Raw genomic sequence first — 12,208 nt, forward strand, 5'->3', positions numbered from 1 at the left:
TCAGTCGAAGGCGCGTGGATCCCTGGCCACCAGCGCCTCGTTGCGCTGTCGATCCAGCGCAATCTCGAGGGCGAAGTCGGCCGTGGAGCCGGCTGCCGCGAGGTTGTGCGACTCGGAAAGGCGCGTGCGCAGCGCCGGGCCGCGCAGCAGCCGGTTGACCTCGGCATTGAGGCGCGCCACGATGGCCGGCGGCGTGCCGGCCGGCGCGAAGACGCCGAACAGCGAATCGCGATTGGCTGGCGCAAAGCCCAGCTCGGCCAGGGTCGGCACGCGCGGCAGTGCGGCCAGGCGGCGCGGCGCGCCCACCGCCAGCGCGCGCAGGCGGCCGGCTTCAATGTAGCGCAGCTGCTGCGCTGCCACGTTGGTCGACAACAGCTCGAACTGGCCACCCAAGGCGTCGTTGAGCTGCGGCCCGCCGCCCTGGTAGGGGACGTGGGTGATGTCCACGCCGGCCAGCGCGCGCACCTGGGCTAGCACCAGGTGGCCGGTGGTGGCCACGCCCGAACTCGCCCAGCGCAACTGGCCCGGCTTGGCGCGCGCCTGGGAAAGTACATCGTCGAAGCTGCGGCCCTCGAAGGCGGGCGTGCCCACCACGAGCACCGGTGTGCGCATCACGCTGGCGACCGGGTCGACCGCACGCAGCCGGTCGCGTGCCAGCTTCGAGATCAGCGGATGCAAGGTCAGCGGGCTGATGGCCGAGAAGCACAGCGTGTGGCCGTCGGCCGCCGAGCGTGCCAGCGCGTCAATGCCCACGCTGCCGCCGGCGCCGGGGCGGTGCTCCACCAGCACCGGCACGCCCAGGGCTTGCGCCAGCGGCTCGGCCAGGCTGCGCGCCATCAGGTCCGAGACGCCGCCGGGCGGATAGACCACGATCAGGCGCAGAGGGCGGGATGGCCAGTGCGCCTCTTGCGACTGCGACTGCGTCTGCGCTTGCAGCGCAGGCCGTGCAAGGAGTGCCGCCGCACCCAGACCAACCCGCAGCAGTTGGCGTCTTCGCAAGAAGAAGCTCATGGGCCGGCCCGCTCCTGCAGCAGCGCCGTGAACAGCTGTGCCGGCAGGCTGTCTTCGCCCGCGCGCCAGACCAGGGTGAGCGGCGCGTCCAGCGCATCGCAGCCGGCCAGCGGCGCGTAGTGAATGGCGTGCGGGTGCACGCCGGCCATCGAGGCCGGCACCACCGAGGCGCCGACGCCGGCCGCCACCAGGTTGAGGTTGGTCATCATGCGTTCCACCTCGGCCACCACGCGCGGCACCAGCCCCTGCATATGGCACAGGGCCAGCAGGTCGGCATAGAGGCCGGGCGCGCCGGGACGGCGCACCAGGATCATCGGGTGCTCGCACAGCTTGGCCAGCGTCAGTGGGCGAGGTCCCGCGCGGCGTGAAGAAGAAGTGGAAGAGGGCGCTTGCCCGGCCGGCAAGGCCGCCATCATCGGCTCGCGCAACAGGGTCTGGAAGTTGAGGCCCTCGGGCTGCAGCACCGGCTTGCGCAACAGGGCCGCATGCAGCCGGCCGGCGCCGAGGGCCTCGGTCAGTTCGGCGGCGTTGGCCTCGCGCAATTGCAGCTCCACGCCGGGGTGCGCATCGCGAAAGGCGCGCAGCGCATCGGGCACAAAGCGGTGCGCCGCCGCCGAGCTGGTGAAGCCCACCCGCAGCACGCCGGCCTGGCCCTCGGCCACGCGTTTCATGCGCAGGCGCATGGCCTCCATGTCCTCCAGCAGGCGCTTCGCCTCGATCTGGAACAGGCGGCCCGCCTCGGTCAGCGCGACGCCGCGCGGATGGCGCTTGAAAAGCTGCATGCCCAGGCTGCGCTCCAGCGTCTTGATTTGCTGCGACAACGGCGGCTGCTGGATGCCCAGGCGCTCGGCGGCGCGGGTCATGTGGCCGGTCTCGGCCACGGCGGCGAAGTAGCGCAGGGCTCGGATGTCCATATGTTTTTCGTATGGGAAGTGCTCGATCATTTTATTTGACCCGAAGTCACTTGATTCCTATCTTCGCGGCGAGCCCATCAGAAATAGCAGTCGTCGGCCGCCCACGGCCGCGTTTTCGGAGACAAGCCCTTGCCCATATCGACGCCACGGCGCGGCGCAGCCGCCCTTAGCCTTTTCCTTCTTGCCTTGCTTTCTGCCTGCGGTGGCGGCGGTGGCCGAGACAGCGCCGCCGCGCCGACTGCCGCCACGCCGACAGCGCCCGTCGACCCCGACCCGGAGCCTCCCGCGCCACCCACCGAGCCCGCGGCCCCCCGCCTGGCCTGCGCCGACCTCGCCGGCCAACGCATCGCGGCCTCGAGCATCAGCCTGCCGACCGGCGGCGCCACCATCACCTCGGCCACCACGGTGGCGGCGGGCGAAGCCGGCAATCCGTATGGCGACTACTGCAAGCTGCGCGGCACCATCGCGCCGGTTAATTCGACGTCGCCCGAGATCCAGTTCGCGCTGAACCTGCCGCAGGCCTGGAACCGAAAGACCATCCACTACGGCGGCGGCGGTTTCAATGGCCGGCTGATCGACGGCACCGAGACGATCCGCTTCGGCCCGGCCGACAAGCCGGCACCGCTGGCCCTGGGCTATGCCACCTATGGCGACGATTCGGGCCACCAGTCCTCCAGCATCACCGACGGCCGCTTTGCCGCGGACGACGAGTCGCTGGCCAACTACGGCGGCCAATCGCTGAAGAAGACGCGCGACGTGGCGCAGCAGCTGGTGCAGGCCTTCTATGCGGCCAGGCCCGAGCACGCCTACTTCCTCGGCACCTCCACCGGCGGCCGCGATGCCCTGGCCTACATCCAGCGCTGGCCGGCCGACTACGACGGCGTGATCGCCAACGAGCCGGCGCTCAACTACGCCGGCACGCGCCTGTCGAACGTGGCGGTGGGCCGCGCCCTGTATGCCAACGGCGGCGCCGGCTGGCTCAACGTGGCCAAGACCCTGAAGGTGCAGCAGCGCGCGCTGCAGGCCTGCGACACGCTGGACGGCGCGGCGGACGGCATCGTCAGCAGCGTGGAGAGCTGCCGCCTGCTCAACACCCAGGTGCTGGCTTCGCTGCGCTGCGCGGGCGGCGCCGACACCGGCAACGACTGCCTGTCGGACGCGCAACTGGCCACCGTGCGCGCCATCGAGTCACCGCTGGAATTTGCCAACTACAGCCTGGCCAACGGTGTGCGCCGTGCCGGCGGCTACAACCTGCTGGAAGGCGCGCTGGTGGCCGGCCCCTTCACCTCGCGCGACCTCGGCACGCGCCCGGTGCCGGCCAATCCGGCGACCTCGGCCGATGCCAACATGTACGTCACCGGCGACCAGTGGGTGAAGTTCTTCGTCACCCGCAACGCGGCCTTCGATTCGCTCAGCTTCGATCCGCTGGACCCGGGCATGTACACCGCGCGCGTGGCCGAAGTCTCGGCCATCACCGATGCGCTGGACGCCAACCTCATGCCCTTCCTCTCGCGCGGCGGGCGGCTCATCCTGCTGCACGGCCTGGCCGACGAGGTGATCAGCCCCAACTCCACCATCGACTACTACCAGCGCGTCATCGCCACCGTGGGCCAGCCGGCGGTGGATGCGGGCGTGCGCTTCTACACCGTGCCCGGCATGGGCCATGGCACCGGCGTCTTCATTCCCAACTGGGATTCGCTGGCGGCGCTGGAAGGCTGGGTCGAGAAGGGGCTGGCACCGGCCACCGGCGTGGCGGTGGACGCCGTGGCCGGCACCTACGGCCGTACCCGGCCGCTGTGCCAATACCCGGCCTGGCCCAAGTACCGCGGCAGCGGCAGCATGGATGCGGCCGTCAACTTCAGCTGCGTGATCGAGACCGGCGACCCGCTGGCCTGTCCCAATCTGCCGGCCAGTGCCGCCCGCTACAAGGGCGGCAACACGCTGGGCGAAGAGCTAAGCGTGCAGCTCGACCCGGCCACCTTGGCCTACACCATCACGGTGGAGGCGAGCAGCCAGCGCACGGTCGGCACGCAGCGCAGCGGCACCCTGCTGCCGCTGGGGCGCTGCAGCTTCTCGAGCAACGAGGGCGGGGCGGTCTTCACCTTCGCCGCCGGCGGCGTGCTGCAAGGCGGCGTGACGGCGCCTTCGGGCAGCGCCTTCGCGCCGCTGCTGGCCTTCGAGAAGACCTTCAGCAACGAGGCCACGCCCACCGTGTTCAACCCGGTGGCCATGATCGCCAACGCCGTCGGCGTTCAGCGCAGCAGTGCCGGCGCCAGTGCCGCCCAGGCTGCAGCCGTGCGCCTGCGCAATGCCGGCACCTTCCAGTATTGCCGCGACCCGGTGACGGGCGGCGCGATGGTCTATGACGCGACCTGCACCAACACCGAGAAGGGTTACATCAGCTATGCCGCGGCGCGCAGTGCCTTCGACCTGTTCAGCACCTCGCCCACCGGCGGCGCCACCACCACCGGCGGCACCCTGGCGGGCTCGATGGTGATCGGCCTGGTCAATGGCGCGCCGCTGCCGCTGCACCTGGTGCGCGATGCCGCCACCGGCAACCACGGCATGCGCCTGCTGGCGCCGCAGCAAAGCCTGGCCGCAGGCAGCGCAGACGGCAGCTATGCCATGGCCAGCGTGCTGGGCGACAGCCGAGAGGCCACCGTGGCCGGCGCCGGCTTCAACCTGGGCGGCGCCGCGGCGGCGCTGGCCTACGACACGCCGGTGCCCGGCGCCGTGCAGGCCGACGCCGGCCGGCCGGGGCAGTTCATCTTCAACGGCGGCGTGCTGGGCTTTGTCTCCAGCGATGCCGCGCGGCCGGCCTTCGAATTGGGAGCAAGACATTGATGCTGTTGAACAAAAAGCACCTTCATCGCATCGCCCTGCTGGCAACGCTTTGCCTGGCCGTGCACGGCGCGCACGGCGTTCAGGGGCGCGACGATGCGTCGCCGCGTGCCGGCGCCGTCGACACCCGCCCCAAGCCGGCCACCTGCCCGGCGCCGGTGCCGGCCGATGCCCGCTGCTACAGCGGCGCGGACGGGCAGGGCGCCTTCTACTGGATCGCCATCCCGAAAGACTGGCAGCCGCGCGGCAAGGTGCTGGTGATGCATGCCCACGGCGGCCCCGAGACAGGGCCGCCGCAGGCCGGGCGCAGCGAGCAGGACCTCAAGCGCTGGGCCATCACCGTGAAGGCCGGCCATGCCTGGGCCGGCTCCACCTACAAGCGCGGCGGCTACGGCGTGAGCTTCGCGGCGGAGGACACCGAGCGCCTGCGCCAGCTTTTCGTTCGCCACTTCGGCGCGCCGCGCATCACCTTGCTGCATGGCCAGAGCTATGGCGGCGCGGTGGCTTCCAAGGCGGCCGAGCTGTATGCGCCGTTGCCGGGCCAGCGCGGACCTTATGACGGCGTGCTGCTCACCAACGGCGTGCTGGGCGGCGGCAACAGCGCCTACGAGTTCCGGCTCGACCTGCGGGTGGTCTACCAGGCCGTGTGCCGCAACCATCCGCTGCCCAGCGAAGCCCAGTATCCGCTGTGGATGGGCCTGCCGCGCGACGCGAAGCTCACGCGCAGCGAGCTGGCCGAGCGGGTCAAGGCCTGCACCGGCATCGGCCTCCCGCGGGAGCAGCGCACGGCCGAGCAGAACGCGCGGCTGGCCACCATCCTGGGCGCGGTGAAAATCCAGGAGCGTTCGCTGCAGGGGCACCTCAACTGGGCTACCTGGCTGTTCCAGGACCTGGTGCAAGAGCGGCTCGATGGCCGCAGCCCCTTCGGCAACATCGGCGTGCACTACCCCGGCAGCGTGAACGGTGCGCCACTCGACGCCCAGGTGGCACGCTATGCCGCCGACCCGCAGGCGATCGGCCAGCTGGCGGCCGACAGCCGGCCGACCGGCCGCACCCGGCTGCCCACCCTGAGCCTGCATGCCATCGACGACCCGACCGCCTTTGTCGAGCTGGAGAGCGTGTACCGCGCACAGCGCGAGGCGGCCGGCAGCGCCGACCAACTGGTGCAGGCTTTCAGCGCGGAGCGCGAGCACAGCTACCTGAGCGACACCGAGTACGCGGCGATGTTCGCGGCGCTGATCGACTGGGTCGACAGTGGCCGCAAGCCCAGCACCGCCGATCTGGCGCAGCGCTGCACCAGCCTGCTCACGCACTTCAACGCCGACGGCCAGAACGGCTGCCACCTGCGTCCCGACTGGCAGCCTGCGGCGCTGGAAAGCCGGGTGCCGCCGCGCCTCCAGGCGCACTGATCCTTTTATTCAACGGAGCATCTTTCTCATGAAGCATCTATTCGTCCTTGCCGCGCTGGCACTGGGTGTCAGCGTGGCCGCGCAGGCGCAACAGGACTATCCGGGCGGCAAGCCCGTCACCATCGTCGTGCCCTTCTCGGCTGGCGGCCCCACCGACCGCGTGGCGCGCGACCTGGCCGAGGCGCTGCGCAAGCCGCTCGGCGGCGCCAGCGTGGTGATCGACAACGTGCCAGGCGCCGGCAGTTCCATCGGCGCGGCCAAGGTGGCGCGGGCCAAGCCGGACGGCTACACGCTGCTGCTCAACCACATCGGCATGGCCACCATCCCGACCCTGGTGCGCAACGTGCCCTTCAAGGTGGAGACGGACTTCGAGTACCTGGGCATCGTCAACGACGTGCCCATGACCCTGATCGCGCGGCCCAGCATGGCGGCCAACAGCTATGCCGAGCTGGCCGGCTGGGTGGCGGCCAACAAGGGCAGGATCAACTTGGGCAATGCGGGCGTGGGCTCGGCGTCGCACCTGTGCGGCCTGCTCTATCAAAGCGCGATGAAGACCGACATGACGCCGGTTCCCTACAAGGGCACGGCCCCGGCCGTCACCGACCTGATCGGGGGCCAAATCGACCTCTTGTGCGACCAGACCACCAACACCTCGCCGCAGATCGAGGCGAAGAAGGTCAAGGCCTACGCCGTGACCACGTCCAAGCGCCTGGCGACGCCTCTGCTGAAAGACCTGCCCACCCTGCAGGAGGCGGGCTTGAGGGACTTCCAGGTCACCATCTGGCACGGCCTGTATGCGCCCAAGGGCACGCCGGCGCCGGTGCTCAAGCAGATCAACGATGCGCTCAAGGTGGCACTGAAGGACCCGGACTTCGTCAAGAAACAGGAGGGCCTGGGCGCGGTGGTGGCGAGCGACGGGCGCATCGAGCCCGAAGGCCACAAGAAGTTCGTCGCCGCCGAGATCGCCAAGTGGAGCCCGGTCATCAAGGCGGCAGGCGTGTACGCGGACTGAGATCCGTCTGCGACTGCCGTCAGGAACTCTTGAAGGCGTTGCCCACCAGCAGGGCAGCCAGCACCAGCATGGTCAGGCCGATGAGGGCGTCCAGCACCTGCCAGGCCCTGGGCCGCGCGAACCAGGGGGCCAGCCAGCGAGCGCCATAGCCCAGCAGGCCGAACCAGACGCAGCTGGCCGCGCTGGCGCCCGCGATGAACCAGGCGCGCAGCGACCCCGGTTGCTGGGCGCCAATGCTGCCCACCAGAAGCACGGTGTCCAGATAGACATGCGGGTTGAGCAGGGTGAAGGCCGCGGCCTGCGCCACCGCTGCACCCCGGCCGAGCGCCGCCTTCCCTTCCGCTGGCTGCAGCTGGTGCGCTCGCCGCGCGCGGCGCAACGCCCGTACGCCGTAGATCGCCAGGAACGCGGCGCCCATCAAGGCCAGTGTCCGGGCCAGCCCGGACCGCTCGCCCAGTGCCTGCGCCATGCCCAAGACGCCTGCAGCCATCAAGACGCCGTCTGCCACCGCGCAGAACAACACGATGCTGCCCACATGCTCGCGGCGCAGTCCCTGGCGCAAGACGAAAGCGTTCTGCGCGCCGATCGCAACGATGAGGCCCAAGCTCAGGGCCAGGCCTTGCACGAAGACCGGAAACGCGAGCGAGGAGATAGGCGAGTTCGACAACATGCGTGCAGCTTGCCCGCTGGTTGAAATGAAGACAAACTATCTTTGCTAAATCAACATTAGGAAAGTTAAGCAGAATGCTGGACTATTCGGCGTTGTCTGCGCTGGCTGCAGTCGTGCGGGAAGGAAGCTTTGAGCGTGCGGCCCGCGCCCTGCATGTGACGCCGTCGGCCATCTCGCAACGCGTCCGGCTGCTGGAGGAGCGGCTGGGCTGCGCGCTGGTCGTGCGTGAGCAGCCATGCCGCCCCACGGAAACCGGCCGCCGCCTGTGCCAGCACGTGGACCGCGTTCGCCTGCTGGAGCAAGAGCTTGAAGGCGCGGTGCCGATGCTGTCGCCAGAAGGGGCCGCGCGGGTGCCCCTGCCAGTCGCGGTCAATGCCGACAGTCTGGCGACGTGGTTTGCGCCGGCCATCGCCGCCTTTGCGGCAGAAGCGCCCGTGCTCATGGAGATCGCGGTGGATGACCAGGACCACACAGCGCAATGGTTGCGAAGCGGCGCGGTGTTGGCCGCGGTGACCGGCGCCGCACGCCCCGCCGCCGGATGCAACAGCCTGCCGCTGGGCTCGATGCGCTATCTGGCCGCTGCCAGCCCGGCCTTCATGGCTCGCCATTTCGCAGACGGCGTTGGGGCGGGTAGCCTGGCCCGCGCGCCCAGCCTTGTGTTCAATGCCAAGGACGAATTGCAGGCCCAGTGGGTGCGCCGCCTGAGCCATCGGCACGTGGAGCTGCCTCGGCACACCCTCCCTTCTTCCCAGGCCTTCGTGACCGCGACTTTGGCCGGCATGGGTTGGGGCCTGCACCCGCAGGCTCTCATTGCGCCGCACCTGAAGGACGGCTCGCTCGTCGAGCTGGTGCCGAAGACGCCGCTCGACGTGCCACTGCACTGGCAGCAGGCGCGTGCAGCCTCGGCACTTCTGGATGGATTGACCCGGCGACTCGTGGCAGCCGCCCGGCGGGCCTTGCTGCCGCCCTGACTCGCTGAGTCGTCTCGTCAGCCGCCGATCACCAGCACGAAGCGCCGCCCGTCCAGCCCCACGCACTGGCCCTGGCCGCTGCCAAATGAGGTGGCGAAGTAGCACTCGATGACCTTGCTGCCGTCGGGCGAGCGCAGCAGCGCGCGGCCGCCGCCGCCTCCGGTTCCGGTCGAGACGCCGACCCCGCCGAAGCCGCCGCCCCAACTGCCGCCGCCCACGCCGACACCGATGCCGATCGGCGGCGGGTTGCTGTAGGTGCCGGTGTAGAGCTGGCCGTCGATGCTTGCTTCGGCATAGCCGGTGGTGGAGTTCCAGCTGCCCGGGTGGCTGCGGCCGTTTTCCAGGAGCTGCATCTTGCCGGCGCAACCGGTCAGCAGGGCCGCCACGCAGGCCCAGGCTGCCAGCCGCGCGACAGCGGCAGGACGGCTCGCGGCGCCGCGGATTGCGCAAGCGATGTTTGGCATGGCCGCACTATGGCGCATTTCGCGTGCGCCGGCATCTGCGCGCGCACGCCCTGCGTGCTGACGCCACCGATGCTGCTCAGCGACTGCGCGCCTCTTTCAACTGGGCGCGCCGCATTTCGCCCTGGCGCACGAACATCCAGCCCGGATACTCGGGCGGCAGCGCGCTCACCTTGTCGAGGGCGGCCAGCTCGTGCGCATCGAGTTCGACGGCGGTGGCGGCGATGTTGTCCTCCAGCTGGTCGATGCGCTTGGCGCCAATGATCACGCTGGTCACCGCCTTCTGGTGCAGCAGCCAGGCCAGCGCGATGCGCGCCACCGACACGCCCTTGGCCTCGCCGATGCCGCGCATCACGTCGATCACGTCGTAGGCGCGCTCCTTGTTCACCGGCGGAAAGTCGAAGGCGATGCGGCGGCTGCCGGCCTCGGCCTGGGTTTCAGCGCTGCGACCGTACTTGCCGGACAGGAAGCCGCCGGCCAGCGGGCTCCACACCATCAGGCCCAGGCCTTCGCTTTGCAGCATGGGCACCAGCTCGCGCTCGAGGTCGCGGCCGGCGATGGTGTAGTAGGCCTGCAGCGATTCGATGCGCGCCAGGCCCAGGCGCTCGGAAATGCCCAGCGCCTTCATGATCTGCCAGGCCGCCCAGTTCGACACGCCCACGTAGCGCACATGGCCCTGGCGCACCAGATCGTCGAGCGCGCGCATGGCCTCCTCGATGGGGGTGGCGGGATCGAAGCCGTGGATCTGGTACAGGTCGATGTGGTCGAGCTGCAGCCGCGCCAGGCTGGCCTTCACGCCGTCCAGGATGTGGTAGCGCGACATGCCGCGCGAGTTGGCTGCCTTGGTGCCGGTCTCGCCGTACACCTTGCTGGCGACCACCACGTTCTCACGCGGCACCTTCAGGTTTTTCAGGGCCTGGCCGGTGATGACTTCGGAGCGGCCTTCGGAGTACACATCGGCGGTGTCGATGAAGTTGATGCCGGCGTCGAGCGCGCGGCCGATCAGCGTATCGGCCTCGGCTTGCTGCAGCGTGCCCAGCTTGCGCCACAGCTCGCCCTCGCCGCCGAAGGTCATGGTGCCCAGGCACAGCTCGGAGACGAAGAGGCCGGTGTTGCCGAATTTCTTGAGTCGCATGGGGAGGTTCTCCAAAAATAATGATGCAGGGAGGTGGTTCGCTCAGGCGCCGGCATCGAGCGCGCTCTGGCGCATGCGCCGCATGTCGCGCGCCGGCGGTGCGCCGAACATGCGGGCGTATTCGCGCGAGAACTGCGAAGCGCTTTCGTAGCCCACGTGGTAGCCGGCGCTGGTGGCATCCGCGCCTTCGGCCAGCATCAGGCGCCGCGCTTCCTGCAGCCGCAGGTGCTTCTGGTATTGCAGCGGGCTCATGGCGGTCACCGCCTTGAAATGGCGGTGCAGCGAAGAGCCGCTCATGTGGACGGTGGCGGCCAGCTGCTCGATCTTCAGCGGCTCGCGGTAGTGCGCGCGCAGCCAGCCGATGACTTGCGCGATGCGCGGGCCCTGGCCGTCGGGCATGCCGATCTGCGCCAGCCGCCAGCCCTCCTCGCCGCACAGCAGCCGATACAGGATCTCTCGCCGCACCAGCGGCGCCAGGGCCGCGATGTCGCGCGGCGTGTCGAGCAGGCGCACCAGGCGCAGCACCGCATCGAGCAGCGGCAGGTTGGTGGCTGCGGTGTAGAGCGCGCGGCTGCAGGCGGCGGCTTCCCGGGTGGGAGCGGGCGGCTGCTGGCCGATGTCCAGCATCAGCGCCGCGACCTCGGCCGGCGAGAAGGCCAGCTTGACGCACAGGTAGGGCGCTTCGCGCGACGCATCGATCACCTGGCTGGAAATCGGCACGTCCTGCGAGACGATCAGGTAGTCGTCCGCGTCGTAGATCGTGACCTCGCCGGCCAGCAGCACCCGCTTGCGGCCTTGCACCGGCAGGCACAGCGCCGGCTCGTGCAAGGTGTGCGAAAGCTCGTTGCAGGAAGAAACACGAATCAGGCCGAGGCGCGGGATGGCGGTGGCTTGCACGCCCTCGCCAGTGGTCATGCGGTCGACGCAGGCAGCCAGTTCGGCGCGCCGCAGCAGGATCTGCGTGGCCGCGCCGGCGTCGGGCAGCGTGTGGGGCTCGAGGACGTTGGGCGTGTTGCGCATGGCTGAAGATTACGGTCTGCCGGCCTCGCCGTGGCGCTGCGGGGGCCTACTTTGCACGAACGTGCAAGAAGCTGCCCGGATCGGGCAGGCTGTGGCCGTACCCGCGGGCATCTGGACCTTGCACGCCTGTCTCAATGACAATGGTTGCGGCACGCCGGTGGGGCTTTTAGACCTTCTTTCTTCAAGCAGGAATGACCATGTCCGCTACAGAGCTACGGTTGAACGCACTCGGACTCACGCTGCCGCAGCCGATGAAGGCGCCGCCAGGCGTGGTGCTGCCCTTTCGCTTCGTGCGGTTGCAGGGCAGCCGCGCCTTCGTCTCCGGCCATGCTCCGACCCATGCCGACGGCTCGATCGCGCAGCCGTGCGGCAAGCTCGGCCGCGAGCTCGATGTGGCGCAGGGCTATGCGGCGGCGCGCCTCACCGCCCTGGCCGTGCTGGGCAGCCTGCAGCGTGCCCTGGGCGACCTGGACCGCATCGTGGCCTGGAACCGGGTGTTCGGCATGGTCAATTCGGCGCCGGGCTTCAACCAGCAGCCCAGCGTCATCAACGGTTTTTCCGACCTTATCCTGGAAATCTTCGGCCAGGAGATTGGCGGCCATGCGCGCAGTGCCGTCGGCATGGCGGAGCTGCCTTTCGACATTCCGGTTGAAGTCGAGGCCGAGGTCGAGATCCGCGCCTAGGATGAAACTGCCCCCACGCTCATCGCTTCGCGTATCGCTGCCCCCCGAGGGGGCGAGTCAGCGGCTACGGGCGGCCGGGCG

General features: G+C 69.7%; 11 protein-coding genes. 5 read left to right on the forward strand and 6 right to left on the reverse strand.

Annotation, left to right across the window (positions count from 1 at the left end; translation table 11 throughout):
- Positions 1-1,011 (reverse strand): tripartite tricarboxylate transporter substrate binding protein, encoded by a 1,011-nt coding sequence (locus tag ACIPRI_RS10995; RefSeq protein ID WP_446621468.1) that lies wholly within the window; start codon positions 1,009-1,011, stop codon positions 1-3.
- Entirely contained in the window at positions 1,008-1,925 is a 918-nt protein-coding gene (locus ACIPRI_RS11000) for a LysR family transcriptional regulator (protein WP_446621469.1), read from the reverse strand. Before ACIPRI_RS11000 ends, ACIPRI_RS10995 begins: the two co-directional genes overlap by 4 nt.
- A 186-nt stretch (positions 1,926-2,111) precedes the next feature.
- Here ACIPRI_RS11000 and ACIPRI_RS11005 point away from each other — a divergent pair, with 186 nt between their 5' ends.
- From ACIPRI_RS11005 to ACIPRI_RS11015, 3 genes are read left to right on the forward strand one after another with little or no spacing between them, the layout of a single operon-like run.
- Entirely contained in the window at positions 2,112-4,769 is a 2,658-nt protein-coding gene (locus ACIPRI_RS11005; RefSeq protein ID WP_446621470.1) for a tannase/feruloyl esterase family alpha/beta hydrolase, read from the forward strand.
- Positions 4,769-6,175 carry a hypothetical protein gene (locus ACIPRI_RS11010; protein ID WP_446621471.1) on the forward strand — a complete coding sequence of 469 codons (1,407 nt, stop codon included), beginning with the start codon at positions 4,769-4,771 and terminating at the stop codon, positions 6,173-6,175. Before ACIPRI_RS11005 ends, ACIPRI_RS11010 begins: the two co-directional genes overlap by 1 nt.
- 28 nt (positions 6,176-6,203) lie before the next feature.
- On the forward strand, positions 6,204-7,187 hold the full coding sequence (locus ACIPRI_RS11015) for a tripartite tricarboxylate transporter substrate-binding protein (protein WP_446621472.1): 984 nt from the start codon (positions 6,204-6,206) through the stop codon (positions 7,185-7,187).
- A gap of 19 nt (positions 7,188-7,206) precedes the next feature.
- Here ACIPRI_RS11015 and ACIPRI_RS11020 read toward each other — a convergent pair whose 3' ends face one another.
- Positions 7,207-7,857 (reverse strand): LysE/ArgO family amino acid transporter, encoded by a 651-nt coding sequence (locus tag ACIPRI_RS11020; protein ID WP_446621473.1) that lies wholly within the window; start codon positions 7,855-7,857, stop codon positions 7,207-7,209.
- A gap of 74 nt (positions 7,858-7,931) precedes the next feature.
- On the opposite strand from ACIPRI_RS11020, the gene ACIPRI_RS11025 reads away from it, so the two are divergent.
- Positions 7,932-8,828: a LysR family transcriptional regulator ArgP gene (locus ACIPRI_RS11025; protein ID WP_446621474.1), complete on the forward strand. Its 897-nt coding sequence runs from the start codon at positions 7,932-7,934 to the stop codon at positions 8,826-8,828.
- Positions 8,829-8,845: 17 nt separating this feature from the next.
- Here ACIPRI_RS11025 and ACIPRI_RS11030 read toward each other — a convergent pair whose 3' ends face one another.
- From ACIPRI_RS11030 to ACIPRI_RS11040, 3 genes are all read right to left on the reverse strand, one after another.
- On the reverse strand, positions 8,846-9,292 hold the full coding sequence (locus tag ACIPRI_RS11030) for a hypothetical protein (protein WP_446621475.1): 447 nt from the start codon (positions 9,290-9,292) through the stop codon (positions 8,846-8,848).
- Between the two features lie 76 nt (positions 9,293-9,368).
- Complete coding sequence (locus ACIPRI_RS11035) at positions 9,369-10,424, reverse strand: aldo/keto reductase (protein ID WP_446621476.1); 1,056 nt, start codon at positions 10,422-10,424, stop codon at positions 9,369-9,371.
- 42 nt (positions 10,425-10,466) lie between these two features.
- Positions 10,467-11,444, reverse strand: coding sequence for an AraC family transcriptional regulator N-terminal domain-containing protein (locus ACIPRI_RS11040; protein WP_446621477.1), 978 nt, complete (start codon positions 11,442-11,444; stop codon positions 10,467-10,469).
- A 197-nt stretch (positions 11,445-11,641) separates the two neighbouring features.
- On the opposite strand from ACIPRI_RS11040, the gene ACIPRI_RS11045 reads away from it, so the two are divergent.
- Positions 11,642-12,127: a RidA family protein gene (locus tag ACIPRI_RS11045; protein WP_446621478.1), complete on the forward strand. Its 486-nt coding sequence runs from the start codon at positions 11,642-11,644 to the stop codon at positions 12,125-12,127.
- Positions 12,128-12,208 lie beyond the last annotated feature (81 nt).

This window comes from Variovorax sp. LARHSF232 (genome assembly GCF_052871435.1).

Excerpts from the sequence above, each read along its gene's own strand:
- ACIPRI_RS11010 (WP_446621471.1), top strand. The coding sequence starts at position 4,769 with ATGCTGTTGAACAAAAAGCACCTTCATCGCATCGCCCTGCTGGCAACG.
- ACIPRI_RS11035 (WP_446621476.1), bottom strand. The coding sequence starts at position 10,424 with ATGCGACTCAAGAAATTCGGCAACACCGGCCTCTTCGTCTCCGAGCTG.
- ACIPRI_RS11020 (WP_446621473.1), bottom strand. The coding sequence starts at position 7,857 with ATGTTGTCGAACTCGCCTATCTCCTCGCTCGCGTTTCCGGTCTTCGTG.
- ACIPRI_RS11030 (WP_446621475.1), bottom strand. The coding sequence starts at position 9,292 with ATGCCAAACATCGCTTGCGCAATCCGCGGCGCCGCGAGCCGTCCTGCC.
- ACIPRI_RS10995 (WP_446621468.1), bottom strand. The coding sequence starts at position 1,011 with ATGAGCTTCTTCTTGCGAAGACGCCAACTGCTGCGGGTTGGTCTGGGT.
- ACIPRI_RS11000 (WP_446621469.1), bottom strand. The coding sequence starts at position 1,925 with ATGGACATCCGAGCCCTGCGCTACTTCGCCGCCGTGGCCGAGACCGGC.
- ACIPRI_RS11015 (WP_446621472.1), top strand. The coding sequence starts at position 6,204 with ATGAAGCATCTATTCGTCCTTGCCGCGCTGGCACTGGGTGTCAGCGTG.
- ACIPRI_RS11025 (WP_446621474.1), top strand. The coding sequence starts at position 7,932 with ATGCTGGACTATTCGGCGTTGTCTGCGCTGGCTGCAGTCGTGCGGGAA.
- ACIPRI_RS11040 (WP_446621477.1), bottom strand. The coding sequence starts at position 11,444 with ATGCGCAACACGCCCAACGTCCTCGAGCCCCACACGCTGCCCGACGCC.
- ACIPRI_RS11045 (WP_446621478.1), top strand. The coding sequence starts at position 11,642 with ATGTCCGCTACAGAGCTACGGTTGAACGCACTCGGACTCACGCTGCCG.